The sequence below is a fragment of the Pseudomonas sp. ef1 genome (assembly GCF_007293365.2).
Classification (GTDB): domain Bacteria; phylum Pseudomonadota; class Gammaproteobacteria; order Pseudomonadales; family Pseudomonadaceae; genus Aquipseudomonas; species Aquipseudomonas siliginis.
In genome coordinates this window covers 4,990,536-5,016,967 of record NZ_CM129815.1, presented here as the reverse complement: position 1 = coordinate 5,016,967, position 26,432 = coordinate 4,990,536, and the positions used below count along the sequence as shown (strand labels likewise).

Genomic DNA, 26,432 nt, shown 5'->3' with positions numbered 1-26,432 from the left:
CTGCCTGTGGGGAGAGAAAAGCCGTCTCAGCGGCCCTTGAGGTACACGTTGTCGTAGCAGAAATTGGTCGCCTGCAGATAACCCTCGGCATCGCCGCAATCGAAGCGCAGGCCTTTGAATTTGTAGGCCAGCACGCAGCCGTTTTGCGCCTGTTTCATCAGTGCGTCGGTGATCTGGATTTCGCCGCCCTTGCCCGGTTCGGTGTCGGCGATCAGGTCGAAGATGTCCGGGGTGAGAATGTAGCGCCCGATAATCGCCAGGTTCGACGGCGCGTCCTGCGGCGCCGGTTTTTCCACCATGTTGTTGACCCGGTAGATGCCCTCGGAAATCAGCTCACCGGCAATCACCCCGTACTTGTGAGTCTGGTCGGCCGGGACTTCCTGAATGGCGACGATCGAGCAGCGAAATTTCCTGTACAGCTGGATCATCTGCGACAGCACGCCGTCGCCTTCCAGGTTCAGGCACAGGTCGTCGGCCAGCACCACGGCAAATGGCTCGTCGCCAATCAACGGGCGGCCGCTGAGGATCGCATGCCCAAGGCCTTTCATTTCCACCTGACGGGTGTAGGAGAAGGTGCAGGTGTCGATCAGCTCGCGGGTGCCAGCGAGGAATTTCTCTTTCTCGGTGCCACGGATTTGATGCTCGAGTTCGTAGCTGATGTCGAAGTGGTCTTCCAGCGCGCGTTTGCCCCGGCCGGTGACGATGGCCATGTGTTGCAGGCCGGCGTCCCGTGCTTCTTCAACGGCATATTCGATCAACGGCTTGTTGACGATCGGCAGCATCTCTTTCGGCATGGCTTTGGTCGCCGGCAAGAAACGCGTGCCGTAGCCGGCAGCGGGGAACAAACATTTACGAATCATAAAAGTATCCTGGACAGTCATGGAACACAGGCGACGGTTGCGCACCAGAAAGTGGCGGCAAGTTTCAATGATTATTGAAGGCTTACTTTAATACCCGAGTCAGGTTGTTGCTGGCAATTAGTTGCGCTGTTAAAAAGCGCTAATGTTATGAGATGTCGACTACTTGGTTATAAGTTATTTTTAGTCGGTATCTGTCGATAGTGATAAGTATCCATGGAGTGCTAATAAGTACCCGTCAAACAGTTTGACCGGCAAAAATAATTATTGCCAGTGGTTGAACTAAATTTGTTTGAGGTTGTTGTCGCCTTGTTTGTGTGAATTGCTCCGCATATCCACCAGGCATGGCTTGACACGCTACCGGGTATTTATTCAATGACGGACCGCGCTATGAAGATTCTGGTAACGGGTGGTGCCGGCTATATCGGCTCGCATACCACACTTGCATTGCTTGAAGCAGGTTATGAAGTTGTCGTTCTGGATAATCTTTGTAACAGCAGCGACGCAGCACTTCACGCCGTTGAAGCCATTTGCGGCAAAAGTGCATGGATGATTCGCGGCGATGTTTGCGATCGGCCGCTGCTCGACCGGATTTTCCGCGAGCATCAGATCGACGCCGTGCTGCATTTCGCCGGGCTCAAAGCCGTGGGCGAGAGTGTGCGCAAGCCGCTCGAATACTACGAAACCAACGTCGGCGGCAGCATCACCCTGTGTCAGGCGATGGCAGCGGCGGGGGTGTTCCGGCTGGTGTTCAGTTCCTCGGCGACGGTGTACGGCGAGCCTGAAGAGATGCCGATTCGCGAGGATTTTCCGACGGGCAATCCGACCAATCCCTACGGCCAGTCCAAGCTGATCGTCGAGAACGTGCTGCGCGACCTGAGCCTCGCCGAGCCGCGCTGGAGCATCGCGCTGCTGCGCTATTTCAATCCGATCGGCGCCCACGCCAGCGGGCACATGGGCGAAGACCCCAACGGCATCCCGAACAATCTGGTGCCGTATATCAGCCAGGTCGCGGTCGGCAGTCTGCGCGAACTGTCGATCTTCGGTAACGATTACCCGACCGCCGATGGCACCGGCGTGCGCGATTACATTCATGTCGTCGATCTGGCGGACGGGCATTTGAAAGCGTTGCAGTCGATCAGCGAGCGCACCGGCATTCACACCTGGAACCTCGGCACCGGCGATGGCTACAGCGTGCTGCAAGTGCTGCATGCCTTCGAACAGGCCTGCGGGCGGCCGGTGCCGTACCGGATGATGCCGCGTCGCGCCGGTGATATTGCCGAGAGTTTTGCCGATGCTTCGAAAGCGGCGAAAGAGCTCGGCTGGAAAGCCACGCGCAACTTGCAGGACATGGTTGCCGACACTTGGCGCTGGCAATCGAATCATCCCAATGGTTATTCGCGATGATGGCCATTTAGTCCGATGTTAGTTTCAGTCAGGTTGTTAGATAACGTCGGGAAATTACACTGGCAATGCCATTTGCAAATCCGTAGATATAAACCTGCCGTTCGACTTTAGCAGTTGCACAGGACTGTGAAAGAACAGCGGATCTTGTTCGCGCTCTTTGCGGACTTGAAAGCTACCAGCTCTGACACAGATCTGTTTTTTAACAGTTCGAATGTTAGAAAGGAGTTGTTATGAAAAAAGTGATGGCAGTTGCCCTGTTGACGATGTTGAGCAACTGGGCTGCCGCCGCTGAAGCGCCGTTGACAGCGGTAACCAATGTAGGTGGCAGTGTGGCGGCTTCGCAAGCGCCCGCGGCCAGTACTGCAATGGTTGCCAGTGCTGTAGCGGCGTCCAACAGCGGTGGCAGTGCCAACGGCGGTACCACCGGTACGACGGGTACCACCGGTACAACCGGCACGCATAACTAACAGGAACATTTGTTAGTGCAGTACAGAGTCGCCCGACGCAAGTCGGGTGACTTTGTTTTTTGGATTCGCCCTTGAATAGCGTAGTGCCATTATGACTCGTAGTGTTTATCTTTTAATGTTGGCAAGTCTCGCTTTGCAAGGTTGCATGTTTTCCCCCGGCCAGTACCTGAGCACCAGCGATATCACCCGCCAGGGTGCCAGCGAAAGCAGTCGGGTCGAGCTGATTCCGATCACCCCGAAGCTGATCGCCATGAACCGCGCCACGCAGAAGCGTGAGTCGCTGCCGGCGGAGCTGCTGGTAACGCCGGCGGAATATCGCATCGGCAACAACGACGTCTTGTACATCACCGTCTGGGATCACCCGGAGCTCACCGCCCCCTCCGGCGCGCAACAACAGATCGATGCCAACGGCCGACTGGTGCGCTCCGATGGCACGCTGTATTACCCGTTCATCAAGGAAGTCCAGGCCGCCGGCCGGACCATCCAGCAACTGCGTGCGGACATCGAACAACGCCTGTCGGCATTCATCGCCGAGCCGCAGGTCGACGTCGCGGTGTTGCGCTTCGCCAGTCAGAAAGTCGTGGTCACCGGCGCCGTGACGAAGGCCGGCCCGCAAGCGATTTCGACCAATCCGTTGAGCGTGGTCGAAGCCCTCGGTTCCGCTGGCATCGACACCAATAACGCCGACTTGTCGGGCCTGCTGCTGACGCGCAACGGGCGGGTCTATCCACTCAATCTCGACACGCTCAATCAGCAGGATTCCGAACTGCAGAACGTCTACCTCAAGGGCGGCGATCAGCTGTATCTGCCGTACAACGACAACAAGCGCATCTACGTCATGGGCGAGGTCAACCAGCCGCGCGCGCTGAGCTTCAAGACCGCAACCATGAACCTGTCCGACGTGCTCGGTTCGGTCGGTGGCCTGAGTCAGACCAGCTCCAACGGCAACGCGGTCTATGTCATTCGCGGTGTGGAAAATCTCGACGTCGAGCCGGCGAAGATCTATCAGCTCGAAGCCGAATCACCGACCGCCATGGCACTGGCTTCGCACTTCCAGGTGCGGCCACAGGATGTGGTCTACGTCGGCCCGGCCAACGTCACTCGCTGGAACCGTTTCATCAGCCAGTTGGTGCCGTCGGCGTCGATTGTCGGCACCGGGGCTTCGGCAGCGAAGAACTGGAGCGAATACAGCAACAACAGCAAATAAGGCCGCCCGACTGTGAACCTATTGAAAGTGGGCGTCTGCCTGATGGCGGCCTCGTTGCTGTGCGGCTGCAATCCTCTGATGAGCGCGTCGCTGAACAACCTCAAGGCCGCCGTCGTCGGCCCCGACGAGGTTGATGTGACAGCAGCCGAAGTCGCCGGGGTCAACTACCCGCAACTGAAACTGACCACGCCATCCGGCTCAGGCGTGCTGGCGCTGGTGCGCGAGCGCGAAGACCTGCAATTCTGGGTCGCGTCCGGCAAGCAAGTGTTGCTGCTGCGCGATGGCCTCGCCGTGCGCAGCATCGGCCTAGGCCTGCAAGGTGATCTGGATGGCACGCGGCTGGCCGATGACTCGCCGTTCAAGCACGGTCTGCATCACGTCGCCGACGGTTTCACCACACGGCGCTGGATCGATCTGTACAAGGGCCAGGAAGTCGGCGTGATCGTCAACAGCCGCTTTTCGCGCCGTTCCACCGAGACCCTGGAGATTCTCGACAAGGCTTACTCGGTGCTGCGCATCGATGAACAGATCGACGCCCCAGCCATCGGCCTCAGCGCAACCAACCGTTACTGGGTCGACCCGCGCGACGGTTTCATTCTGCAAAGCGAGCAACAACTGACCTCGCAACTGCGCGTGAAACTGGTGCAATTGACGCCTGACCGCAGGCATCTGCCGTGAAGCGCTTTAGCATTTTGGCAGCGGGCCTTTTGCTGATCGCTGGGGCGAGTCAGGCCGCCGTCATCGTGTCCGGCGACGTCGCCAATCCCGGGCCGATTGCATTGCCGCCGGGTGGACGCCTGTTCGATGTGATCAGCGAAGCCGTGCCCAATGCCGAAGGCTATTGGCTGGCGGGCGGCTTGTTGCGCCAGTCGCTGGTCGAGGAACAGGCACGGCTCAAGGTTGGTGTGCTGTTCGATCTCGAGGTGCTGCAGCGCATGGCGACCCTGTTTGATCGGCCAAGCCGCGCGGCACTGGCACAGCGCGTTGCTGAAGAAGTCCGGCAAATGCCAGTGACCGGACGGCAGATCGCTGACCTTGATCCGGTGGCGGTGGAAGTCGGCTTCGCGCGCAACATTCGCCTGGATGACGGCGATCGGCTGATCTATCCGAAACGGGTTGATGAAGTGCAGGTGTTGGGCGCGGTCACCGAGCCATGCCACTTGCCCTATCAGCCATTGCAGGAGGCCCGCGAATATCTCGAAGGCTGCTCGATTCTCGACGATGCCGAGGCCGATTACCTGTGGCTGATCCAGCCCAACGGCGTGTCGCGGCGCGTCGGCATCGCGCACTGGAATCGCGAGTCCGGGCAGTTTCCGGTAGCCGGCAGCAGGATTCTGGTGCCGATAAAAAATGATGATCTAGATCCGCCTCTTCCTGAATTGAATCAGCAGTTGGCCGAATTCATTGCCACGCAACTGGCCGAGGTGGTTCGTTGAAGTTACGTTTTGCAGCTGTGTTGTTATTGCCCTGCGGTCTGGCTCACGCCGAGCCGCGCATCACCCAGAATGACTTCGGTGGCGCCGGTCTGTTGCAGACACCGACGGCGCGCATGGCCCCGGCCGGCGAGCTGAGCGTCAATGCCAACCGCACCGACCCGTACAGCCGCTACAGCGTGTCGTTGCAACCGCTGGACTGGCTCGAAGGTTCGTTTCGCTACACCGCGATCACCAACCGGCCCTACGGCTCGGAGGCCCTCAGCGGCAGCCAAAGCTACAAGGACAAGGCGGTCGACGCCAAAGTGCGCCTGTGGCAGGAAAGCCACTGGGCGCCGGAAGTGGCGCTGGGCTTTCGAGATATCGGTGGTACCGGTTTGTTCTCCAGCGAATTCTTCGTCGCCAACAAGCGCTTCGACAATTTCGACTTCAGCGCCGGCATCGCCTGGGGCTACATCGGTAATCGCGGCGACTTCGACAACCCGCTGGGCTACGTCAGCAATCGCTTCGATACGCGCCCGGCGCTGGAAGGCACCGGCGACGTCAACTCCGGCTCGTACTTTCGCGGCAAGCCTTCACTGTTCGGTGGCGTGAGCTACCAGACGCCGTGGGATCGGCTGAGCCTGAAGCTGGAATTCGAAGGCAACGACTACAAGAACGAGCCGAAGGAGAACGAGATCAAACAGGACTCGCCGATCAACCTTGGCGCGGTGTTCAAGGTGACCGATTCGATCGATCTGAGCGCTGCCTGGGAACGGGGCAATACGGCGATGTTCGGCGTGACCTTTCACACCAATTTCGTCAGCCGCAAAGCGCCGGCCAAGACTTACGATCCGACCCCCGAACCGCTGCCGGCGAAGGCGCCGACGACCTCGATGGAACAGGTCAACTGGGCCGATGTGTCGCGGCGTTTGCAGCAGAATGCCGGGTACAAGGTCGAGCGCATCAGCCAGCGCGATTCCGAACTGATCGTCTACGGCGAGCAGCAGCGGTATTTCCATTCGTCCAAAGCCGTTGGCCGCGCGAGCCGGATTCTCGACAACAGTGTCAACGACGACATCGACTGGTTCACCGTGGTCAACAAGCGCTATGACTTGCCGTTGGAAGAAACCAGCCTGCCACGCCAGACCTTCCGTGAAGTGATCAACAACGAGGAGCCCTTGGAGGCGCTGCACCGCACTACCGAAATCAACCCGGCGATGCCGCACAACGAGACAACCCTCTACACCGAAGCGCCGCAGCATTTCAGCTATGGCGTGGGTCTGGGCTTCAAGCAGAACGTCGGCGGCCCGGATGGTTTGCTCTATCAATTCAGTGCCGATGCGGACGCGGAATATCGCTTCAACCGCAACACCTGGTGGAGCGGTTTGCTCAGCGCCAACCTGGTTAACAACTTCGACAAATTCGTCTACGACGCACCGAGCGGTTTGCCCCGCGTGCGCACGGATTTGCGCCAGTACCTGACCACGTCAAACACGACCATGCCGTTGTTTCAGCTCAGCCATGCCGAGCAGTTGGACAAGGATCTCTACGGCATGGTGTACGGCGGCTATCTGGAGTCGATGTTTGCCGGCGTCGGCGCGGAAGTGTTGTTCCGCCCGACCGGCGAGCGCTGGTCGCTGGGCGCGGACCTGAACTGGGTGCGCCAGCGTGATTTCGATCAGGGCTTTGCCTTGCGCGATTACTCGGTAGTGACCGGGCATATCACCGGCTATACCGACCTGCCGTTCGACACGCTGGCGGCGGTCAGTGTCGGTCGCTATCTGGCCGGCGATTGGGGCACGACCGTGGACATCTCGCGTGAGTTCTTCAATGGCGTGCGCGTCGGTGCCTGGGCGACCATCACCACGGCCAGCAGCGCCGAATATGGCGAAGGTAGTTTCGACAAGGGCCTGTACCTGTCGATCCCGTTCGACGAGATGATGAGCATGTCGACCATGCGCCGCGCCAACCTGGTCTGGGCACCACTGACCCGAGATGGCGGCGCCAGACTGAGCCGCAGCTATCAACTGCACTCGATGACGGATAGCCGGGAAGGGGACATGTTCTATCGCAACTTCGAGAAGATTACCGAGTAGGCGCTGGTCTGTGGGAGCGAGCCTGCTCGCGATAGCTTCGTGTCAGCCGACATCGTCATTGACTGACCCACCGCCATCGCGAGCAGGCTCACTCCTACAAGGTTTGTGCCGGTAGTCGATACTGGTTACCAAAATCCCGCCCACAAAAAAGGGGACTTTCGTCCCCTTGTGATCTGCAGCGCTGAGCCTCAGTAAATATCCTTCGACAACAATGTAAACGGCGTCTTCACGAGGATCTTCAGATCCAGCCACAACGACCAGCTGTTGATGTACTGCAGGTCGATCTCGACACGCTTCTGCATCTTGTCGATGGTGTCGGTCTCACCCCGGCAGCCGCTGATCTGTGCCAGGCCAGTGATGCCCGGTTTGATTCGGTGACGCGCCATGTAAGCGAGGATCTTGCCCGAGTAGTAATTGTTGTGCGCCACCGCATGCGGCCGTGGCCCCACCAGCGCCATGTGCCCCTGCAACACGTTGAACAACTGCGGCAACTCGTCCAGCGAAGTGCGGCGGATAAAACGGCCTACTGCGGTAATGCGCGAGTCATTGCGGCTGGCCTGTTTCACTTCGCGGTCATCGTGGACACGCATCGAACGGAATTTCCAGACCTTGATCACCTTGCCGTTCCAACCATGGCGGTCCTGCTTGAAAAACACCGGGCCGGGCGAGTTGATTTTCACCGCCAGAGCGATGATCAACAGCAGCGGACTGAGCGCAATGATCGCCAGGAACGCCACGGTTTTCTCAACCAGACTCTTGCTCAGAGCAGCGGTCGGGCGGCTGGTCAGCGGACTTTCGTTCAAGTAGATCGCCGGCAGGCCGTCCACGACTTTCACCGAGTGGTTGAGCAGGGTCAGGCTGTTCAAGTCCGGCACCCACACCACATCGACGTTGGCCCCGAGCAAATCGACATACATCGCTTCGATCTTCGCGGCTTCGCACAGCGGCAGGGTGATGTACAAACGACGGATGTCGTGGGCCTCGATCAGCTCAAGCAACTCGTCCTGAGCGCCAACGACACGCGGTGCGTCGGAAGCGAGGACCGGTTTGTCACCGTTGCTGACCAAGCCAATCAGCGGCAGGTTTTCCAGTTGGCTGAGCTTTTTCGCCAGGCCCAACGCCAATTCGCCAGTACCGACGATCAACGTCCGGTGTTCGCTTTTACGCGAACGCTGGTAGTACTTGGAAAACGCATGCAGCGGCGCGTAGAGGAACGCCTGACCGAGGAAGCCATACACCGCCCAGCTCAGAATCACCTGACGGGAAAACAGCTCATCGGCCTGGCAGACAAACGCGATGCACGCCAGCGCGGCCATGGTCATCGACCAACCCATGAACAGGCGGCCAAGGCCGGTCAGGTAGTTGTCGCGTTTGCGATAAACGCCGCTGAATGTGTAAGCCGGCACCGAAGCCAGGACGGCGAGGGTGGCGCACATTCGGTAGTAGAACGCGACGGTGCCGGTGTGCTGTTCAGCGAGGATGAACAGCAGCGTCACAACGAAAGCCTGTGCCAGCGCCCATTGGCCCCAAAAGGTCAGTCCCTTGAGGCCCGTGCTTCGATTAATACTGAGAGAAAGATCCATACGATATCCCCAAAAGACGTCCATTCAGGTTTCAACAGTTGAAAGCCGAGTTGTTATGCAGACTTATTGTTTTTGTTTTAGCGAGTGTCTTGAGGTAACAACATCGAGAGCCGAACTGTCGTCAGCCAATAGACTAAGTTATTGCCGGGAATGGTGTCTGACGAGTTCTAACAAGATGGCACAGTGCCAACTTTTTAATAATTAAATAGATGGCTGTTAGAAAAGGTCGTAGAGCGGGGGATGAAAAGGCGAGGGGGTATTTGTTACTGTTGCAGGGTGGAGGCAGGGAAGCTTTTATTGAATCAGGGAGGGAAAACCAGACAGAGTGCTCTTCTTGTTGTTGTAGTCGCACTTTATATCTGTTTGTCTCGGTTTTAGTGGCGCCGGTGATTACGCTACGACTTCCTGGATCAGGCAATATCCGCGATTTCTTACGGCACGGAACAATCGCTCGCCATTACTCGCACTCTTGAACTTGTCCTGCAACCGGCTCAGGCACATTTCCAGGCCACGGTATTGTTCCGGTTCCCGGCCAATACTGATGATCAGGTCATCACGACTGACCACGCGCTCTTCATGGCTCAGCATTTTCCTCACCAGAGCGGTTTCCAGGCCAGTCAGGCTGATCGCAACATTGTCCTTGAGCAACACGCCTTGTTCATCGTCGAGATGCCAGGTATCGCTGCAAGGCTCAGTGCTCTCGCTGACATTGGAGATATGAGCGCGTTCTGCACTGCGGGTCGGGAAGCTTTGAAACGGATTGTCTGTTTGTGCGGCTCGCCATTCATTTTCAAGAGTGGCCAGTATGCGTTGAGTATCATGTTCGATACTGCGCGCAACATTCTTTCGGCTGAGGCTTGGGTAACTGAACTCCATGACCATCGGGGCGGAAGAGGGCGAAGCAACACCTTCAACAAACATTTGTGCCTGCGACGTGCCAAACGAATTGAAACGCTCACTGGACAAGATGCTTTCCAGTTCACGTTGCGACGTTGTGCTGTGCGTCACAACAACAAAATATTTTCTGGGGAGGGTTGTACTCGTTTCCATGTCTCTCTCCTAAATACACACCAAAATTGGCTAAAAGATAAATCGGCAGGCGAGCAATGACTTCCTCGGAAGTAATCGTAGGCAGGGTTCTGGCCGAAAATGGCCATCGATAAATTCCACTCGATCTGCTGCTATGTTATGGAGTTTTATTGTTATGTGGCGTGATGCCGTGCTCATTCAAGTGCTTGAGTTTTAATAAGTATGAGGCGCAATTGAAACGATATGGCTGCATCAGACGATCCTTCGTACGTATGCAAAAGGGAAGACTGCCCGAGACTCAGGCAGTCGATATCAGGCCCCGCATCAGGCGATAGCCGTAGCCGCGGATGCTCTGAATCGCGTTTGTACCATACATGTCCTTGATTTTTCCACGCAAGCGACTGATTGATTTTTCCAGTGCTCGAGGGTCGTAGAAATTGCTGTTGAGGCCCATGATGCTGGCGATTTCATCATGACTCAGAATGTGATTGCCGGTGTGCGCAAAGGCCTCGAGGATCTTCATCTCGGCGAAAGAGATATCCAGTTTGCGCCGACTGTCCATCAGGCAGATCCGCGTCGGATCAAGCGTGAGATTGATATCTCGTTGCCAGTCTTCGCTGTTGAAGAACTCCGCGAGCAAGTCTTCGCTGTCATCGCTCAATGTGTTGAGCTTGATACAGGCATCCGCCCCGGCGAGGAAATATTTGATCTTGTTGACGGCACCGCGGCCGGTGACAATTGCGCAAATAAGTGGCTTCAAGTTGTCATCGCGCAGGTTCTGCACCAAGGCCAGATTTTCTTCGATGGCTTGTGGATTATCGATGATGACGAAGATGGCGCGGTAGGAACCGATGTAACCGTGCTGCTTATACGAACTAGTGAAAGCACCTGTTTCCAGGATCATATCGGGCTGCACGTGCTTTGCGATCAGCGATCTGAAATGATCAGCCACACCCAGTGTACGACCCAGAGCAAGAACACCGGATTCATCATTTGTCGGGCGCGGACTTCTAGTCGCCAAGTTCCCTGAGAGCATCATGCGTTGACTCGAATTAGGTGCTGACATCGGGATGTTAAAGCACCGGTTCTCATCTGTGACTGACAATTGGTAACATTTGCGCGGATTTTAGACGTGCCTCCCGAGTTTTCTAACAATAACTAAGCTTTTCAGGCTTTTAGTTGATTTTCTCGGGCTTGTGAACTAATGGATAAGTGATGGCTATATGCAATGGTGCCACTATTTTGAGCTTGTGACGATGGCGTTGTCTATGTCCTTTTGCCATTGATTGGCCATGCCAACAATGTGTGAAGTTGATCACACTTCATATCTGAACTGAAATATTTGTAGTAATAGATGTAAATTTTTTCAGTTTAGTTCGTCGGCCGACGATTACTAACATGACTTGAGCGTGGCAGTCCGTTAGACCTATTCTTCGAAATCAAAAGATCGCAGCCTTCGGCAGCTCCTACATGGAAATGCATTCCAAATGTAGGAGCTGCCGAAGGCTGCGATCTTTGGATCTTCATATGCGCCAATTGTGTAACTCAGATACTCAACCCCTGAGTGTTATTGACTGGTCGCTCACCCTGAGTGCTCTGACGGAGGATTAATGGATTTCTGGACCCTTTTCCAGGTATTGATATTAGGCGCGGTTGAAGGCCTGACCGAGTTTTTGCCCATTTCGAGTACCGGCCACCAGATTATTGTCGCCGACCTGCTCGAGTTTGGCGGCGAACGCGCCATGGCGTTCAACATCATTATTCAACTGGGGGCCATTCTGGCGGTGGTCTGGGAGTTTCGTCCGAAGATCTTCGAAATCGTCAAAGGCCTGCCCACCGAGCGCAACGCGCAACGTTTCACCCTTAATCTGCTGATCGCGTTTTTCCCGGCCGTTATCCTCGGCGTGTTATTCGCCGACGCGATTCATGAATACCTGTTCAACCCGATCACCGTTGCCGTCGCCCTGGTTGTCGGCGGCATCGTCATGTTATGGGCCGAACAGCGCAGCCATGTAGTCAGCGTCCAACATGTCGACGACATGCGCTGGTCTCACGCGTTGAAGGTCGGTTTCGTACAGTGCCTGGCGATGATTCCCGGCACCTCGCGCTCCGGCTCGACCATTATCGGCGGCCTGCTCTTCGGCCTTTCACGCAAAGCCGCCACTGAGTTCTCTTTCTTCCTCGCCATGCCGACCATGGTAGGCGCTGCCGTGTACTCCGGCTACAAATACCGCGACCTGTTCCAACCCAACGACCTGCCAGTCTTCGCCCTCGGTTTCGTCACCGCCTTCATCTTCGCCATGATCGCCGTGCGTGGCCTGCTCAAATTTATCGCCAACCACAGCTATGCCGCGTTCGCCTGGTATCGGATCGGTTTTGGTTTGTTGATTCTGGCAACCTGGCTGTTTGGCTGGGTCAACTGGACCGCCGCAGCGGCCGCCTGATCACTGCGCGCTGATCAACGCCGCCACCGCGAGATCGTTTAACGTCGAATCCGACGACTCCTGGCGAAAGCGCTGCAAGGCCGAGGTGAAATATGCGGCTTGCAGCATGCCGTCGCTGGCCAGATAGAGTCGCGCGTCTTCTTGCTCCTCGGCGGAGTAAACACGCTTGTGACTGTCGGTCGTTTCTTGGCTAGACGATATAGGTGCGAGGATTAGAGACACTAAAGTGAAGCCGGAAAACTGCGTCACCTCCCACGGCGTATCCGTACGGCCCATGCAAAAGCCATCGCAGTGCGCATAAACGTTGGAAGTGAAGCTGAACAAGGCGAGGAGGGTGAAACGCTTGAAAGCAGAAAAAGTAAACGCGGGCATAAACAAAAGACATCCTGTCAGTACAACAAAACACCGGGCAACGCTCATGCATTGCCCGCACATTCAAAACTTCAATCAACGCCCTTCAAGCAACTCCGCCGCCTGATCCAGCAACGCCAACGGATCCTTGGCCTTGTGAATATCCACCGACAACAACTGACGGAATTTACGCGCCCCGGGGAACCCTGTGCCCAGGCCCAGCACATGCCGAGTGATGTGATGCATCGCACCACCGGCCAGCAAATGCTCGGCGATATAAGGCCGCAATTGCGCCAGCGCCTCAGCCCGACTGATCACCGGCGCGGTACTGCCGAACAGTTGCTGATCGACCTCCGCCAGTAAATACGGATTGTGATAAGCCTCACGCCCCAACATCACGCCATCGAACGTCTGCAGATGCTCATGGCAGGCCTCCATGGTCTTGATCCCGCCGTTCAGCACAATCTCCAGCTCCGGAAAATCCGCCTTCAGCTGCGCCGCGACGTCATAGCGCAACGGCGGAATGTCGCGATTCTCCTTCGGCGACAACCCCTCCAGAATCGCAATCCGCGCATGCACGGTAAAACTCGTGCACCCGGCATCCCGCACAGTCCCGACGAAATCGCACAGCTCGGCATAACTGTCGCGCCCGTTGATGCCGATCCGGTGCTTCACCGTCACCGGAATCGACACCGCATCACGCATCGCCTTCACACAATCCGCCACCAACTGCGGATGCCCCATCAGGCACGCGCCGATCATGTTGTTCTGCACACGATCGCTTGGGCAGCCGACGTTGAGGTTCACCTCGTCGTAGCCATGTTCCTGGGCCATGCGCGCGCAGGCGGCGAGATCGAGCGGAACACTACCACCGAGCTGCAACGCCAGCGGGTGCTCGGCTTCGTTGTGACGCAGGAAACGTTCGTGATCGCCGTTGAGCAGCGCGCCGGTGGTGACCATTTCGGTGTAGAGCAGGGCGTGCTTGGACAGGATGCGCAGGAAGTACCGGCAGTGGCGGTCCGTCCAATCCATCATCGGGGCCACACTGAAGCGGCGAGACGGCTCAGGCGTTGGTTTTACTGGGCTAAAGCTCTGATTCTGGACCATTTTACTCAATGTGTTTTCGGCGTGGTTTTGGGCGTTTTCAAGGGTTTTCGGGATCTGATGGGTACGATGTACCCATTCGAACTCAATGCGTACCACTTTCGGTTATGGCAGTTGTCGGGACTCGAAAACTGGCGAATGTGAGCTGTGCGTTACACCGCGCAGCACCACATCAGGCGGAATGGAGTGCAAGTCTACCAAGAGAGCGAGATTTGCGCCCCGGAAACGAACTACACGAGCGCGAATCAGAGCTGGATGAGCGGGCGCTCAAGCGGGCGATAACGCAGGATTCGAGTGCATCAATGGCTGCACTTACGTCCAGTCTTGGTTGCGCTGGAAAGACTGAATGGCATTCTCGGAGTAGATTGGGGCGCTGCCGCCCCATCTATGACGATCGATGTGGCCTACTTGCTGTTCCATGAGAGCTCACGGCTAACTCATGGTCGGAAAGGGTCAGGTTCACCAGTGCATTGTTTCAATCGAGCAATAACGTCCGGGCCGGTTTTAGCAATATCGATCCTGCCTGTTGCATCCAGATAGATATCAATGGTTCGGCCCCATTTGGGGCTGATGTCGATGCACCTCTGAAAACCTTTATCAGTCCACCAATCAAACATCATGAAAAAATCGTCATCAGGAAATAGGTAGCCGAACTCGACGGCTGCGCCACCATGCTTGATATCGCCTCTATGAATCCTGTCCTGGGTATTCCAAACGTAGTGAAATTCTTCCTCACTGTTCGGGGAAAAATTGACCGCTACGACGGGGGAGCCGAAGTACCAAACAACGATTGGAAGAGCAATGAGCGCCAGAAGGATCCAGCGCCCATACCGGCGTCTGGTTTTATTTGCATTCATGTAGTTTTATTCCTTTTCCCCATTCTTTAGGGGGCACTGCAAGCACCTGATCCATGATCATTTTGGCGGTAATGCCCCCATTGGGATGTTGGCGATAGAGCTTCACGCCGATACTGATGGATATTCGGTCGGGCGCATCGTCCCACGCTCTCAAACCGTCGACATTGCCTGAACGGTTTGGGCCGGGTAGCTCCCACTGTTCTTTTGGTTTCGTTACGACCTCCTGGGCTTTTCGTAAAGCGTCAGAAACGATCTGCTCGCCACCTGCACCATCCAGTAATGCACTTTCGGATAGGCCGCCAGCCCTGCCCACATAGCCGTAATGAATGTTCGACCAAATGTCGTAGAAGTAATCGTACTCTCCCTGCTTGTGCCAAACGCTCCCGATAGTCCTGCGGATGATCGGTTTGTGGTCCCATGGGCGATTCTGGCCAACCCGCTCAGTCCAGATAGCCAGAGCCTTTGCCTTCATTCCCAGCGCCAAGCTATAGAAGTCTGGCTTGGGACCGAGCTGAAGGTAAAAGGGCAGTGCCATGTATTCCTTGGTTTTTGCATGAGCGTCGTAGCTGTTCAGTTCCTTCATCTGGCGAACGGCTGGGCTATTTATGTTGGTGTTCATCTCGGCCGCGATGTAAGTCGCCAGTTGCTCCATCATGTCCGGGTCTGTACAGGCAGCGGGTGCGGCTTTTGGCTCGGGTTTCTTTTCGGTTTTTTTATCAGGCTGCTTTGCGGCGGACTTTGGCTCAACCAGAGCATTTGCTGCTTTGGCTTTTTCAGTGAGTTTCGGGTCGGCCAGCAACGTTGCCATCTTCTCATCGTCCAGGGATCCGTCGGGGCGGAAGGCTCCGAGCGCCATGAAATTGATGATCGTTGCACCGCCAGCGTCCCCCATCACGAAGCCGCCACCGACGTCACCTGATCCGGTTATGACTGTGCCGCCGTGACTGGTCGGACTGCCCAAGTGGGCCATTGGGCGACCGTTGACCTGAATAGATGGGAAGCCTGTTGTAATCACCGCTCCGCAACCACACGTATCACCGACTCGAGCAGAGCCCATGAAATTGATGTTTACGTCACCGCTGGCGGAGGCGATCGGGGTAGTGCCGTGACCTGGTAATGGGCAGACGTGTTTGTCGCCTAATCGTGCAGAGGAAATCATCCAATATCATCCTTGTTTCCATCGTCCATTGACTTACGCCAGGACTGGCCTGGGTGCTGAAAGGTTAACGGAAAGTGGCGAAAGGGTCTCTAGGGAGGGAACTAGATTGAGGTCACCAACCGCTTGAGGGGCAGACCATTGCCAACACCGGGCGTATGGAGATTTACTGATGACCGAACAAATGGCCAACCAGACGTTGCCAGCGACCACACCCGTCACCGGCGCCGGGACGCAGGTGTTTTCCTTCGGCGAGCCGACGCCGGTGCTGGGTGGTCGTGAGGTTTTCGACTATCTGGAGTGCTGGTTCAACGGGCGGTGGTATGAGCCGCCGCTTTCGCTGGATGGGCTCGCCCGATCGGTGGGGGCGAGTGTTCATCTGCATTCGGGGTTGATGTTCAAGCGCAACCTGTTGAGCAAGACGTTTATCAGTCATCCGCTGATGTCACGTGCTTCGTTTGAGCAGTTTGCTTTGGATTTCCTGTGCCTGGGCAATGGCTACCTTGAGGGGCGGTGGTCGCGGTTGGGTGGGGTTCGTAAGTTGGAGACGCCGTTGGCCAAGTACATGCGTGCGGGGCCGGATGGGCAGTTCTATCAGGTGCGTGGATGGAAGGATGAACATGCGTTTGAGCCGGACAGCATTTTTCATCTGCGCGAGGCGGATCTGCACCAGGAGATTTATGGGCTGCCGGAATGGATCAGCGCGTTGCAGTCGGCGCTGTTGAACGAGTCTGCGACGTTGTTTCGGCGCAAGTATTATGAGAACGGCAGCCATGCCGGGTTCATCCTGTACATGACCGATGCGGCGCAGACGGAGGCTGATATTGATGCGTTGCGGAAAGCGTTGAAGGAGTCGAAAGGGCCTGGGAATTTTCGGAATTTGTTCGTGTACTCGCCGACCGGCAAGAAGGACGGGATCCAACTGATCCCGGTGAGCGAGGTGGCAGCGAAGGATGAATTCAACTCGATCAAGAATCAGACACGGGATGACGTGTTGGCAAGCCTGCGTATTCCGCCGCAGTTGATGGGGATTGTGCCGCAAAACGCAGGTGGATTTGGGTCGATCAGAGAGGCAGCGCAGATCTATGCGGCCAATGAGCTGGAACCGATTCAGACGCGTATGTCGCAGTTGAATGAATGGTTGGGTGAAGAAGTTGTCAAGTTCAAACCATATTATATCCCCGCAGGGAGCGAAACTTCCGCATAGTAAGCCAATTCGCGAGCCGGTGCTTCAACACCGGCTCGACGTTTTTTAAATGTCTAACTCCAAAATATCTGATGGCTTCCAAAGCCCTGTGACACTTTCGAACTCTACATCCTTCCAGTTTTCTGACCATTTACTAAAAAATGCAATATCTACAGAGTTCGGTGTTGCTATGCATTTGTCGATTTTTACCATGGAGGGAATTATTATTGAGTCCCCAATTATAAGTGCTTCGCCCGACTGCAGGGTGGGTAGATTTGATATTAAATCCCCAGAGGTGTCTGGTAGTAGTTTTCGTACATAACTCTGGTCGTCTGGATTTGTCAGGCGCATGGCAACAAAGTTACTGCATTGAGAGAAAATGGTTTCCGAGACTTCAGATGGGCGTTGACTGACTATGGCAAGTGTAACGCCATATTTTCGACCTTCTTTGGCGATCCTCTCAATCGCATTTTTGGATGCGCGATAACGTGTTAAGTCGCTGCGAGGAACATATTTGTGCGCTTCTTCATAAACTAGAAGGATAGGTGTCTCGCAGTCCGACTGTTGTGATAAAAGTCTTTTATAGTAGTATCCGAACTCGAACAAAATCCTGGATATTAAAGATACAGTTATGCTTAGTACTTCAAAAGGTATTCCGCTCAAGTCAATGACGGTAACGTTCGCTTCATTATTTTTTTGATAACCTAGAAATTGTTCTAACACGCCCTCGATAGTAAGTTCGTCAACGTTCTTGAATAGGAAGTCCAACCTTGAGTTGCTGATTGTGTTCTCCAGTCGCATTATAAATCGTTCAAAATCACCAGTGTAAGGACCGTTTACAAAGTCTGCGCTAAGTTTGTCGAATTCATACTCATTTTGGAAGTATTCGGGGATGCGCGACTCAAATGATTTGTTGTCCTTGTCTTCTGGTTTGCGCCCCTTTTTTTGTTGATGAGTTCGGAATTCATGTTTTTGATGTACCGCATTACCTCGTGTATATCAAATTTAAGTGGTGAGTCAAAGAAAACTTTTTTCCCTTCGTTATGAAGTTTTTTGTTTTCAATGACAGCGTATCTAAATTGAGAAACTTGATTGTATGAATTGTTTTCTGAGCTTTCGATGAATAATTCGCTCAGTTCCTCACCGTCAAATAGCCAGTAAGGAATTTTTAATTTTTCTGAGTTTAAGTAATTACAGTTTGGGAACGCGCTTTTATATTCTCCATGTATGTCAAATATGACGATGTGAGAATTGTTTAGTCCCTCGAAATTTCCGTGTTTTGAATCTGCTGCAGATTGGAGGAGTTTTGCAACTGTATGCGATTTTCCCGAGCCTGTTGAGCCAACTATCGCAAAATGCTTGTTAAAAAATTTATTGCCGTTTATAGGCACTCTCGTGTTATGGCTGTTTACAAGTGATGAAAATATTAGTTTGTCTTTTAATGTCAGGTCTGTGGAGTAAATATCATCAAGCTCTTTTGCTTCTAATATCCGTATGCTGTTATTAGGTGGCAGGGGGATTCCGTGGCCACCTCGTTTGAATATCATGCCTTCGTCCGTCTCGTGAAGCATACCTATAAGTTTCACGTCCAGTAGAAAAGATGGTGATTTGGCCGGGGAGTTTGCATCGGTTACATAATTATCTTTAACTTTGTAATTGTCTATGACACCGACAACATGTTGTCCCGCGTACTCTCTGCACGGTACCCCGACATAGCTTCCTATACTGAACTCCCCGGAAAATTTCGAAGGATCAACAATCTCGATAATCAACGCGTTTGAAGAGACGCTTACAATTTTGAAGTTTTCGGAATTCATACTTACCTCTTGAATAATTGCCAAATTTCATCGCAGTGGAGTTCGTTAATTTGGAACGAGGGAATGTCGGTGTAATCGCTAAATTTATCCGCGTCGAAATAGTAAATTCTGTCCGGTCGATCGTAATCTGAATTAGATTTTATAAAATTTGCCAGGGTGATGATTCGTGCTTTGTAAGATATTTGTCCTAACGTCTCAAGGGCTCTACCTGTAGCCGTTGTTTTTCGTAAGGATAAGTGTCTTCTGTTGAATTGTTGACTATTGAATTGGATTGATTCATAGCCATCGTTAAAAGTTATGTTTTTAAGTAGCATGCCTTTTTTTAAGGAAGTAATGTCCGGTTGGTCGACGATGAAAGTAATGGGGTGGACATCGTACGTTGGCTTGTTAAATTGCTGTTCGATTATGGAGGTGATCAGGTTTGTGAGTTGTGAAGTCTGTTTAGCTAGATTTATGCCTATGAATAATAAGTTGTTCTGCTGTGGCTGCAGTTTTGGGAAAACTTTTTTTAATGTTTTTATAAGCGATTCTCGTCCGCTCATATAAGCCAGAGTTGAATAGAAGAATTGATGCTTGCGATCTGTGAGAGAGGAGATTATTCCTTTTCTGGTACAAACTCTCGAATTAATATCTGGATTTGATATTACAAGCCGGCGTAAGTGGTCCGCTAAATAGCAGTAATAGAATGAAGCTTCAGAATCAGTGGCGCAGAAAGCTTGGCTTGCGATTATATTGAGTGCTCGATCAAATTGGGTACTGTGATTAGGTGCGAATATAAGCTGGAATTTAGCTGCGAAGGATTTTTTTAATGAGCTAGGGATGGACTTTATTATTTCATGTTTTTTTCGATGTGCGTCCGAGCAGTTTTTATTTAGTTTGATTTCAAGGATGTTGTCGATTTCAGTGGCATCAAAAGTCTTAATGCTTTCCATTTGGTCGGAGAAGTAACAATAAAGTATGTAGGTTCTATCAGCTGTATCGGACTCGAATTCTTGAATTAACTGAACTACAGGGTCTCGAATTTTTGAAAACGCAAAAGTTTGCGTTTCTTTATATTTGACTTGGGTGACGAAAGCATCCGAGTTTAGATCTTGGATTCTTTCTATAGAAATTTCGTCGGTGTCCGCCGCTGCCGAAAAAATTTCAATGATGGTTTTGTCTATTTGAAAGTCAAAGCCCTTGAGTGCGTAATAACCGCCATCTTCCATAAATTCGCCTTTAGTCGTCAGCTTTGATGCCAGAATAGTGGCGCAAAATTTCAGTGTAGGACACGTTCTCAGTTCTTTCCTCTCCCCTCCAAACTCAAACGGCAAATGGCGCCGCACCAGCTCGATTGAACGCTGGCGCGCGCCGTCGTCCCCCCACCTCGCCTGCGGGCTAAATGGGTCTTTTTTTCCGCAGTCCTGCACCTGGCCGAGCGCCCCCACAGCCGGGCGCTGTAGTAGTGGCGTCCAGGGTTAAAAAGCCTGCGGATCCCTGCGAAGGGTGGGTGTCTGACAGGGCGGACCTGGGGAAGCGGAAGGCAGGTAGGCAAAACCTTTCGACGCGTCTTTTTTCAGGAGCGCCATCGGAAAAAAGTAATGTGGTAATTCGAATATTAGGTTACCGGCGAAAGCCCTGTATTCATTGGCTTTGCTGGCTTACTTCGGAAAGTAATTTTGAGTAATGAAAAAGGTAATGTGGTTGTAAGTGGTTGATTTATAAGGGATGCACAAAAAAATATTACTTCCTTAAAAGGTAATTACCTTACTTCTACATTACTCAAAAATTACTTCATGCCGATCCTTTGCAGCCCAGTAAAATCAAGGCTCTCAGCAAGATTGACCGTTCGGCTTACCAAAATTACCTTTTTCCGATGCGTTTCCCGAAAAACGGCATCTCCTACTAAGGTGGCGCAGCCGATGGCTGCTGGGCTCACTCACGCAGATGATAAAGGGACACTCTCGCGCAGGTCCTTTTGCCCGTGCGGAAACGCTTGTAGGAAGTGCTTGGGATTGGAGCGACTGGCGTGTGTGTCGACGATGAAAGAGGATCGTCGCTTGTCCCGCCAGGAGAGAAAAAGAAAATGGGTGGTACGAAAGTGGTACGCGTGTTTCTTGACGATGCTGGAGGCCAGAGGTTTAGCGGCCTAAAGGATTAGCCGTGCCAATCCATCATCGGGGCGACGGAGAAGCGGCGGGAGAGTGTGACGGGTTGTAGGGACATGTGAGGAATCTGGATCAAGAAGGCGAAGGCGCAAGAGTTTATCAGGTCTGCGAACAGGCAAAGGCTTGCGAGGCGCTGTTTGTGGTTTGAACTGGGCTCCGACGCGCTCGGCCTGATGGGAGGAAGTGTATTTCTGCCTGTTTTCTGTCCTTCAGTATCCGTTTAAACGATTGCGCAGGCACTTGTTTAAATCTGACTGGTGAAAGTCATCCGAAGCCTACCTTGTCTTGCGCCTCCCCCTACACCTAAGACAGAATCCGCCGGCTTGTGCGTCTAGCCTGCGGGTTCTATCGTCTCCGGGTCACTGAAAACAGTGATCGGGTTTGGTAGCCCGTCTCCGTCAGAAGCACAAGACTACTGTCTTGCGAGGGCGTTTTTCGTCTTCGTTTTATGGTGGTCATGCGCGGGGCGTCTTCGGATGCGCCGGGGTTCCTGACGACCGGTCTACCAACCTGCGTATGGCCTCCACCCTTCGTTTGGTAGCGAGAGTGATGGCTCCTTTTCGTTTATCCGTCAGGAGTTACACCATGTTCAAACCAACACCCAACCCGCCAGAAACCGACCCCGCATCCCCCTACGAATCCGCCAATTCCAAAAAACTCCACGAAGCCGCCGAGCGCGCGCTTGATCACTATCTCCTTCCCGCCAGCCTAATCAGGGCCAGCACCGATGCGCCCGAACGCATGTACCTCGCCAATCCGAAGTACGACATGGAATCCCTGTTGGCCAATGCCTGCGAAACCCTGGGTTCTGCCTCCGAAATGCTCAACAACTTTGCCGCGACGCTGGATAACTCGCGCCGCAAATCTGCGCTAGGCATTGCGCAGGTGGTGATGTTGGCGGAGTTGGCGGTGAATCAGGCGTTGGATAAGGTTGAAATCAAGCCGTAAACCCGTGTCCCTCTGTGGCATGCGGCACGCCGTTGCTGCAGAGGGGCGGGGTTCTGCATTGACATTTTCAGCCCCCGTTTCACGGCAGTAGCGATGTGCCACAAATAATGATGGCAATGCGTCATCACGCCACTCAAAAAGTTCAACGTTTATACAAAAATATAAAGTTGTACAAGTTTTCGCAAAATTAATAGCATCCCTCCAGACACCTTTGCTGAAACGATAAATCCAGCGTGCAGACGCTCTGTTTGCGACGTGAAGGGTTTGTCTGCCGGTGCTCGCGTCGGGTCTCTTTTCGACGCTTCAACAGCATCGGCATTTGCATTTCCGGGACAGCTGGAGCGTCCCGTATTACGCCCTGGATGACGACCCCCCGAATGTCTGGACGGTGACTGTGGTTACCGGAGATCAATTTTTGTGCCTGGCGTTTCGCGTCAGGACGTTTGAGGCTGAATATGGCAGTAGCATCGAATTTCCTCGGTGACATCAAAGTTTCCCGCAAGCTGGGAACCGGCTTCGGCATTCTTCTGCTGGCCGTTTTGGCGGTTGCCTTCATTGGCTATAACAGCAACAGCGTGCTGGTTGATCGCTTGAGTACGACGCGTCTGATCGGCACGTTGAATGACGCTACGCAAAATATGCGTCTGTCCGAGAAACAGTACGAAGCCGCCGCTGAGGCAGCCTTCGCCGAGTCCTATAACGCGCAGTTGAATGTCTTGCAGGGCCTTGTGGGCAAGGCGCTGGACACCTTGACCCGTGCTGAAAACCAGCAAGCCCTGAAGGCTTTGCAAACCACGATTGTTGCCTACGACCAGAAGGTCAAACGGCTGATCGCTGCCGATCAGTCGACCACCGATGCGCTGAAACCGCTGACGGCGCTGTCGGACAAGTACGCGCAAACTTTTGCCGGCATGCTTGAAAGCACCACGACCAGTGCCTTGGCGTCTGCCGATGGTGAACGCGTTCGGGAGCTGCGCACGGTAGCCGACTTGCGCAATGGCATGACCACGTTTCGCCTGATGTTGCGTCGTTATATTGCGGTGCCCAACGAGGTGAACAAAAAACTGCTGATGGAAACCATCGATACCTTCTTGAGTGATATCAGCAAGGCGCGCACCAGCCTGCCGACGGCGCTGTCGAGCCAACTGGAAGAAGCCCACGCCGGCATGCGGCGTTATCGCGAAGTACTGGTGGAAGTGGCCGGGCTGTTTGAGCAGAAGCAGAACATGCGCGAGCAGGTCGACCAGGAAAGCAAGGCGATGGACAAGATCATGAGTGGCCTGATGGACACCCAGCAGCGCCTTGCGCATGAGGATCAGCATTCGGCTTTTATTCAGATGGCGGTATTGACTGCGTTGGCGCTGGTGATCGGGCTGTTGGCTTCGGTGGTCATCTCGCGTCAGATCACTGCGCCGCTAGCGCTGACGGTTGATCTGGCACGACGTATTGCCAAAGGCGACCTGACGGTACAGGCCAGGTCTGCGCGCAAAGATGAGTTGGGCGATCTGCAAAATGCGATGCAGGAGATGGCGCAGAACCTGAACACGCTGGTGCAAGGTATCGGCAATGGCGTCACGCAGATTTCCACCTCTGCGGAAAAGCTCTCGGCCATGAGCGAGCAGACCAGCGCGGGTGTGCGTCAGCAAAAGAGCGAGGTCGATCAGGTCGCCACGGCGATGCATGAAATGGCTTCGACGGTGCAGGAAGTTGCGCGTAACACCACCGATGCCTCTGCTGCCGCGACCCTCGCCGATCAGCAGGCGCGCCATGGCAGCACGGTGGTCAAGCAGGCGACGGTGCAGATCAGCGAACTTGCCATGGCCATTGAAGAGTTGGGCGGTGCGATGAACGTGCTGACTCAGGACAGCGAGCAGATCGGCAAAGTCATCGATGTGATCAAAGCCGTCGCCGAGCAGACCAATCTGCTCGCGTTGAACGCCGCTATCGAAGCCGCGCGGGCGGGTGAGCAGGGTCGTGGTTTTGCTGTGGTGGCAGACGAAGTGCGCTCGCTGGCGCAGCGCACGCAGGACTCGACCAAGGAAATCGAAGCGCTGATCGTCACCCTGCAACAAGGCACGCAAGCGGCCGCGACGCTGATGACCTCAAGCCGCGAACGCACCCTCGATACGGTGGTACTGGCGCAGAAGGCCGAATTGGCGATTACCGAGATCAATCAGTCCATCGGTACGATCCAGGAGATGAGTCTGCAGATCTCGGCCGCCGCCGAGCAGCAAAGTGCCGTGGCCGACGAAATCAACCGCAGCATTGTCAGTGTGCGTGATGTGGCTGACCAGTCGGCTGTCGCCAGCGAAGAAAGTGCGGCGGCGACCATTGAGTTGGCGTCACTGGGGCAGGACCTGCAGCGAATGACCGCGCATTTCCGCACCTGATCTTTTCAACTTGGCGCACGCGGTGCCTTCAACTACTCAGGCGCCGCAGGGCTACAGTTATTGCCTTGTTTGCAGATAACTAAGGCCAGCAGCTGTTTTATTTATCGCCATGGAAGGTTGCACGCCGTCATCAGGTGGTTCATGACCGACTTTCCAAAATCATTCGCGTCTCCCGGTGGCTGCCAGGGCTGTAGGAACAAAGGTGTGCCAGAGATGGATTTCGCCTTCGCTTTCCAGCCCATTGTGGATCTGCGCGATCAAACCACGTTTGCCCATGAAGCGTTGGTTCGCGGCGTAAACGGTGAAGGCGCCTTGTCTGTCCTGGAGCAGGTGGACGATCAGAACCGTTATCGATTCGATCAACTGTGTCGTGTGCGGGCGATTTCCACGGCGGCTGACTTGGGCATGACGCAGTACCTGTCGATCAACTTTCTGCCGAACGCCGTTTACCGTCCGGAAATGTGTATCCGCAGCACATTGGAAGCGGCGCGCACATACGGCTTTCCGCTGGAGCGGCTGATCTTCGAGGCTGTGGAAGGCGAGCACGTCGAAAGCAACAAACACTTGATGAATATCTTGCGTGAGTATCGTGAGTTTGGTTTCAAGACGGCCATCGACGACTTTGGCGCAGGCTATTCCGGCCTTAACTTGTTGGCGGATTTTCAACCGGACCTGATCAAGCTGGATATGGCGCTGATCCGCAATATTCACCGTGACCGCGTACGCCAGACCATCGTGCGCAACGTGGTGAACATGTGTAGAGAGTTGGGCGTGGAAGTGATCGCCGAGGGCATAGAAGATGCCGAGGAAAGAGACTTTCTCGCCGATTGCGGCATTTATCTGATGCAGGGCTACTGGTTCGCCAGGCCCGCCTTCAAATCATTGGCGCAGATCTCGACGAGTGCGTGGCAGGGGAGATCATCCAATCCGCGCTCTTGTGCAAAACATTGATCACCACCAACACTGGCTGCCGTGGGTGCCCTGCGCCTGAATGCCGGTTGTTCTGCGGTCACGGGTTGCGTCGGGTTTCCAGCAGCGTAAATAGCCCCATGCCTGCGATCATCGCCAATACGAAAACGGTTGCCTGCCAGTGGCCCGTCAACAGGATGGTCACTGCCGGGCCGGGGCAGATGCCGGCTATCCCCCAACCGACCCCGAACAGCAGGCTGCCACCAACCAGACGTCGGTCCAGCTCTTTTCGGGCGGGTAGTTGCATGGGGTTGCCCAGTACCGATTTGCGTTGCTGGCGTGCCCAGGTCAGCGGGCCGATAGCGATGGCAATGGCGCCCACCATGACCAATGCCAGCGAGGGATCCCAGGCCCCGGCCACGTCGAGGAACGCCAGGACTTTCGTCGGATTGGCCATGCCCGCCAGAAGTAATCCGACGCCGAACAGCAGGCCGGCCAGGAATGCATTGAGTTTGAGCACGTTCAGACTCCCGTCAGATGGCGCAGGACAAATACGGTGCAGAACCCGCTGAGCATAAAGCAGGCAGTGGCGAGCATCGAACGTGGCGAAAGGCGCGATATGCCGCAAACGCCATGGCCGCTGGTGCAACCTGAGCCGTAGCGTGTGCCAAGCCCTACGAGTAACCCTGCGAGAATCAGCCCTGACCAGCCGCTCTGGAACTCGATCGGCGGTAACGCTTTGAACAATCCCCACAGCAGTGGCGCCGCCAACAGGCCAAGGATGAACAGCGCCTTCTCGCTGGCGCCTTCACGGTTGCGCTGCAGCAGGCTGCCGATCAGGCCGCTGATGCCGGCAATACGCCCATTGCCGACCACGAACAGACTCGCGGCCAGACCGATCAGCGCGCCGCCGGCGAGGGAAGACCAAGGCGTGAAATTGAGCCAGTCGACATTCATGGGACGCCTCAAGCGCAGTAGCGGTGGATGTGCGGTATGCATCGCGGCAGATGCGCAAGTGTCGCTGTGATTTCAGTGTAGGCCTTGTCTGCTTTTTGGAATCAC

At 54.6% G+C, this 26,432-nt stretch carries 24 protein-coding genes and 1 pseudogene; 12 read left to right on the top strand and 13 right to left on the bottom strand.

Features of this window, described 5'->3' with window-relative positions:
- Window positions 1-26 precede the first annotated feature (26 nt).
- Window positions 27-860 (bottom strand): UTP--glucose-1-phosphate uridylyltransferase GalU, encoded by an 834-nt coding sequence (galU, locus tag FEE99_RS22865; RefSeq protein ID WP_041477294.1) that lies wholly within the window; start codon window positions 858-860, stop codon window positions 27-29.
- Between the two features lie 387 nt (window positions 861-1,247).
- On the opposite strand from galU, the gene galE reads away from it, so the two are divergent.
- From galE to FEE99_RS22835, 6 genes are all read left to right on the top strand, one after another.
- Window positions 1,248-2,264: a UDP-glucose 4-epimerase GalE gene (galE, locus tag FEE99_RS22860; protein WP_016775458.1), complete on the top strand. Its 1,017-nt coding sequence runs from the start codon at window positions 1,248-1,250 to the stop codon at window positions 2,262-2,264.
- Window positions 2,265-2,494: 230 nt separating this feature from the next.
- Window positions 2,495-2,731 carry a hypothetical protein gene (locus FEE99_RS22855; RefSeq protein ID WP_016775457.1) on the top strand — a complete coding sequence of 79 codons (237 nt, stop codon included), beginning with the start codon at window positions 2,495-2,497 and terminating at the stop codon, window positions 2,729-2,731.
- 145 nt (window positions 2,732-2,876) lie between these two features.
- Window positions 2,877-3,938 (top strand): polysaccharide biosynthesis/export family protein, encoded by a 1,062-nt coding sequence (locus FEE99_RS22850; protein WP_052269119.1) that lies wholly within the window; start codon window positions 2,877-2,879, stop codon window positions 3,936-3,938.
- 12 nt (window positions 3,939-3,950) lie between these two features.
- Complete coding sequence (locus tag FEE99_RS22845; protein ID WP_041477292.1) at window positions 3,951-4,616, top strand: YjbF family lipoprotein; 666 nt, start codon at window positions 3,951-3,953, stop codon at window positions 4,614-4,616.
- The gene (locus FEE99_RS22840) at window positions 4,613-5,374 is read left to right on the top strand and encodes a capsule biosynthesis GfcC family protein (protein ID WP_041477291.1); all 762 of its coding nucleotides are present in this window, start codon (window positions 4,613-4,615) and stop codon (window positions 5,372-5,374) included. The genes FEE99_RS22845 and FEE99_RS22840 overlap by 4 nt, the downstream gene beginning before the upstream one ends.
- Window positions 5,371-7,449 (top strand): YjbH domain-containing protein, encoded by a 2,079-nt coding sequence (locus FEE99_RS22835; protein WP_041477290.1) that lies wholly within the window; start codon window positions 5,371-5,373, stop codon window positions 7,447-7,449. Before FEE99_RS22840 ends, FEE99_RS22835 begins: the two co-directional genes overlap by 4 nt.
- A gap of 188 nt (window positions 7,450-7,637) precedes the next feature.
- On the opposite strand, the gene FEE99_RS22830 is transcribed toward FEE99_RS22835, so the two are convergent.
- The 3 genes from FEE99_RS22830 to FEE99_RS22820 all read right to left on the bottom strand — a co-directional run bounded on the left by FEE99_RS22830 (window position 7,638) and on the right by FEE99_RS22820 (window position 11,100).
- On the bottom strand, window positions 7,638-9,032 hold the full coding sequence (locus tag FEE99_RS22830; RefSeq protein ID WP_016775452.1) for an undecaprenyl-phosphate glucose phosphotransferase: 1,395 nt from the start codon (window positions 9,030-9,032) through the stop codon (window positions 7,638-7,640).
- A gap of 390 nt (window positions 9,033-9,422) precedes the next feature.
- Window positions 9,423-10,082 carry a winged helix-turn-helix domain-containing protein gene (locus FEE99_RS22825; RefSeq protein ID WP_041477289.1) on the bottom strand — a complete coding sequence of 220 codons (660 nt, stop codon included), beginning with the start codon at window positions 10,080-10,082 and terminating at the stop codon, window positions 9,423-9,425.
- A 277-nt stretch (window positions 10,083-10,359) separates the two neighbouring features.
- Complete coding sequence (locus FEE99_RS22820; protein ID WP_041477288.1) at window positions 10,360-11,100, bottom strand: winged helix-turn-helix domain-containing protein; 741 nt, start codon at window positions 11,098-11,100, stop codon at window positions 10,360-10,362.
- 571 nt (window positions 11,101-11,671) lie between these two features.
- On the opposite strand from FEE99_RS22820, the gene FEE99_RS22815 reads away from it, so the two are divergent.
- Window positions 11,672-12,505, top strand: a complete 834-nt coding sequence (locus FEE99_RS22815; protein ID WP_041477287.1) for an undecaprenyl-diphosphate phosphatase — start codon at window positions 11,672-11,674, stop codon at window positions 12,503-12,505.
- On the opposite strand, the gene FEE99_RS22810 is transcribed toward FEE99_RS22815, so the two are convergent.
- The 4 genes from FEE99_RS22810 to FEE99_RS22795 form a co-directional block, all read right to left on the bottom strand.
- Window positions 12,506-12,877 carry a DUF2388 domain-containing protein gene (locus tag FEE99_RS22810; protein ID WP_041477285.1) on the bottom strand — a complete coding sequence of 124 codons (372 nt, stop codon included), beginning with the start codon at window positions 12,875-12,877 and terminating at the stop codon, window positions 12,506-12,508.
- Window positions 12,878-12,952: 75 nt separating this feature from the next.
- A complete protein-coding gene (dusA, locus tag FEE99_RS22805) occupies window positions 12,953-13,963 on the bottom strand; it encodes a tRNA dihydrouridine(20/20a) synthase DusA (RefSeq protein WP_081932395.1) in 1,011 nt (336 codons plus the stop codon).
- A 434-nt stretch (window positions 13,964-14,397) separates the two neighbouring features.
- A complete protein-coding gene (locus FEE99_RS22800; protein ID WP_041477284.1) occupies window positions 14,398-14,817 on the bottom strand; it encodes a hypothetical protein in 420 nt (139 codons plus the stop codon).
- Window positions 14,804-15,976, bottom strand: coding sequence for a polymorphic toxin type 44 domain-containing protein (locus FEE99_RS22795; RefSeq protein WP_041477282.1), 1,173 nt, complete (start codon window positions 15,974-15,976; stop codon window positions 14,804-14,806). The genes FEE99_RS22800 and FEE99_RS22795 overlap by 14 nt, the downstream gene beginning before the upstream one ends.
- A 181-nt stretch (window positions 15,977-16,157) precedes the next feature.
- Between FEE99_RS22795 and FEE99_RS22790 the strand changes: the two genes are divergently transcribed.
- Entirely contained in the window at window positions 16,158-17,180 is a 1,023-nt protein-coding gene (locus tag FEE99_RS22790; protein WP_041477391.1) for a phage portal protein, read from the top strand.
- 45 nt (window positions 17,181-17,225) lie between these two features.
- Here the strand turns inward: FEE99_RS22790 and FEE99_RS22785 are convergent, their stop codons facing one another.
- The 3 genes from FEE99_RS22785 to FEE99_RS22775 are packed head-to-tail and all read right to left on the bottom strand — an operon-like array spanning window position 17,226 to window position 20,403.
- A complete protein-coding gene (locus FEE99_RS22785; RefSeq protein ID WP_447121734.1) occupies window positions 17,226-17,960 on the bottom strand; it encodes an ATP-binding protein in 735 nt (244 codons plus the stop codon).
- Window positions 17,961-17,995: 35 nt separating this feature from the next.
- Window positions 17,996-18,976: a helicase HerA domain-containing protein gene (locus FEE99_RS22780; RefSeq protein WP_447121733.1), complete on the bottom strand. Its 981-nt coding sequence runs from the start codon at window positions 18,974-18,976 to the stop codon at window positions 17,996-17,998.
- A 2-nt stretch (window positions 18,977-18,978) separates the two neighbouring features.
- Window positions 18,979-20,403, bottom strand: coding sequence for a hypothetical protein (locus tag FEE99_RS22775; RefSeq protein WP_052392138.1), 1,425 nt, complete (start codon window positions 20,401-20,403; stop codon window positions 18,979-18,981).
- A 1,305-nt stretch (window positions 20,404-21,708) separates the two neighbouring features.
- Between FEE99_RS22775 and FEE99_RS22770 the strand changes: the two genes are divergently transcribed.
- From FEE99_RS22770 to rimA, 4 genes and pseudogenes are all read left to right on the top strand, one after another.
- Entirely contained in the window at window positions 21,709-22,071 is a 363-nt protein-coding gene (locus FEE99_RS22770; RefSeq protein WP_016775441.1) for a DUF6124 family protein, read from the top strand.
- A gap of 455 nt (window positions 22,072-22,526) precedes the next feature.
- A pseudogene (locus FEE99_RS22765) lies at window positions 22,527-23,555 on the top strand (methyl-accepting chemotaxis protein); the annotation flags it as partial.
- 33 nt (window positions 23,556-23,588) lie between these two features.
- Entirely contained in the window at window positions 23,589-24,461 is an 873-nt protein-coding gene (locus tag FEE99_RS22760; protein WP_370695147.1) for a methyl-accepting chemotaxis protein, read from the top strand.
- Between the two features lie 141 nt (window positions 24,462-24,602).
- Window positions 24,603-25,412 carry a S6 modification regulatory phosphodiesterase RimA gene (gene rimA / locus FEE99_RS22755; RefSeq protein WP_052392137.1) on the top strand — a complete coding sequence of 270 codons (810 nt, stop codon included), beginning with the start codon at window positions 24,603-24,605 and terminating at the stop codon, window positions 25,410-25,412.
- 58 nt (window positions 25,413-25,470) lie between these two features.
- On the opposite strand, the gene FEE99_RS22750 is transcribed toward rimA, so the two are convergent.
- Window positions 25,471-25,890, bottom strand: coding sequence for a DUF6691 family protein (locus FEE99_RS22750; protein WP_041477278.1), 420 nt, complete (start codon window positions 25,888-25,890; stop codon window positions 25,471-25,473).
- Between the two features lie 2 nt (window positions 25,891-25,892).
- Complete coding sequence (locus FEE99_RS22745; protein WP_041477277.1) at window positions 25,893-26,327, bottom strand: YeeE/YedE family protein; 435 nt, start codon at window positions 26,325-26,327, stop codon at window positions 25,893-25,895.
- Window positions 26,328-26,432: the final 105 nt, after the last annotated feature.

Bases quoted from the DNA above. Each gene is read 5' to 3' on its own strand.
- FEE99_RS22810 (WP_041477285.1), bottom strand. From the start codon at position 12,877: ATGCCCGCGTTTACTTTTTCTGCTTTCAAGCGTTTCACCCTCCTCGCC.
- galU (WP_041477294.1), bottom strand. From the start codon at position 860: ATGATTCGTAAATGTTTGTTCCCCGCTGCCGGCTACGGCACGCGTTTC.
- galE (WP_016775458.1), top strand. From the start codon at position 1,248: ATGAAGATTCTGGTAACGGGTGGTGCCGGCTATATCGGCTCGCATACC.
- FEE99_RS22785 (WP_447121734.1), bottom strand. From the start codon at position 17,960: ATGCGACTGGAGAACACAATCAGCAACTCAAGGTTGGACTTCCTATTC.
- rimA (WP_052392137.1), top strand. From the start codon at position 24,603: ATGACCGACTTTCCAAAATCATTCGCGTCTCCCGGTGGCTGCCAGGGC.
- FEE99_RS22770 (WP_016775441.1), top strand. From the start codon at position 21,709: ATGTTCAAACCAACACCCAACCCGCCAGAAACCGACCCCGCATCCCCC.
- dusA (WP_081932395.1), bottom strand. From the start codon at position 13,963: ATGGTCCAGAATCAGAGCTTTAGCCCAGTAAAACCAACGCCTGAGCCG.
- FEE99_RS22855 (WP_016775457.1), top strand. From the start codon at position 2,495: ATGAAAAAAGTGATGGCAGTTGCCCTGTTGACGATGTTGAGCAACTGG.
- FEE99_RS22800 (WP_041477284.1), bottom strand. From the start codon at position 14,817: ATGAATGCAAATAAAACCAGACGCCGGTATGGGCGCTGGATCCTTCTG.
- FEE99_RS22820 (WP_041477288.1), bottom strand. From the start codon at position 11,100: ATGATGCTCTCAGGGAACTTGGCGACTAGAAGTCCGCGCCCGACAAAT.
- FEE99_RS22795 (WP_041477282.1), bottom strand. From the start codon at position 15,976: ATGATTTCCTCTGCACGATTAGGCGACAAACACGTCTGCCCATTACCA.
- FEE99_RS22830 (WP_016775452.1), bottom strand. From the start codon at position 9,032: ATGGATCTTTCTCTCAGTATTAATCGAAGCACGGGCCTCAAGGGACTG.
- FEE99_RS22780 (WP_447121733.1), bottom strand. From the start codon at position 18,976: ATGAATTCCGAAAACTTCAAAATTGTAAGCGTCTCTTCAAACGCGTTG.
- FEE99_RS22850 (WP_052269119.1), top strand. From the start codon at position 2,877: ATGTTTTCCCCCGGCCAGTACCTGAGCACCAGCGATATCACCCGCCAG.
- FEE99_RS22815 (WP_041477287.1), top strand. From the start codon at position 11,672: ATGGATTTCTGGACCCTTTTCCAGGTATTGATATTAGGCGCGGTTGAA.
- FEE99_RS22745 (WP_041477277.1), bottom strand. From the start codon at position 26,327: ATGAATGTCGACTGGCTCAATTTCACGCCTTGGTCTTCCCTCGCCGGC.
- FEE99_RS22760 (WP_370695147.1), top strand. From the start codon at position 23,589: ATGCAGGAGATGGCGCAGAACCTGAACACGCTGGTGCAAGGTATCGGC.
- FEE99_RS22825 (WP_041477289.1), bottom strand. From the start codon at position 10,082: ATGGAAACGAGTACAACCCTCCCCAGAAAATATTTTGTTGTTGTGACG.
- FEE99_RS22790 (WP_041477391.1), top strand. From the start codon at position 16,158: ATGGCCAACCAGACGTTGCCAGCGACCACACCCGTCACCGGCGCCGGG.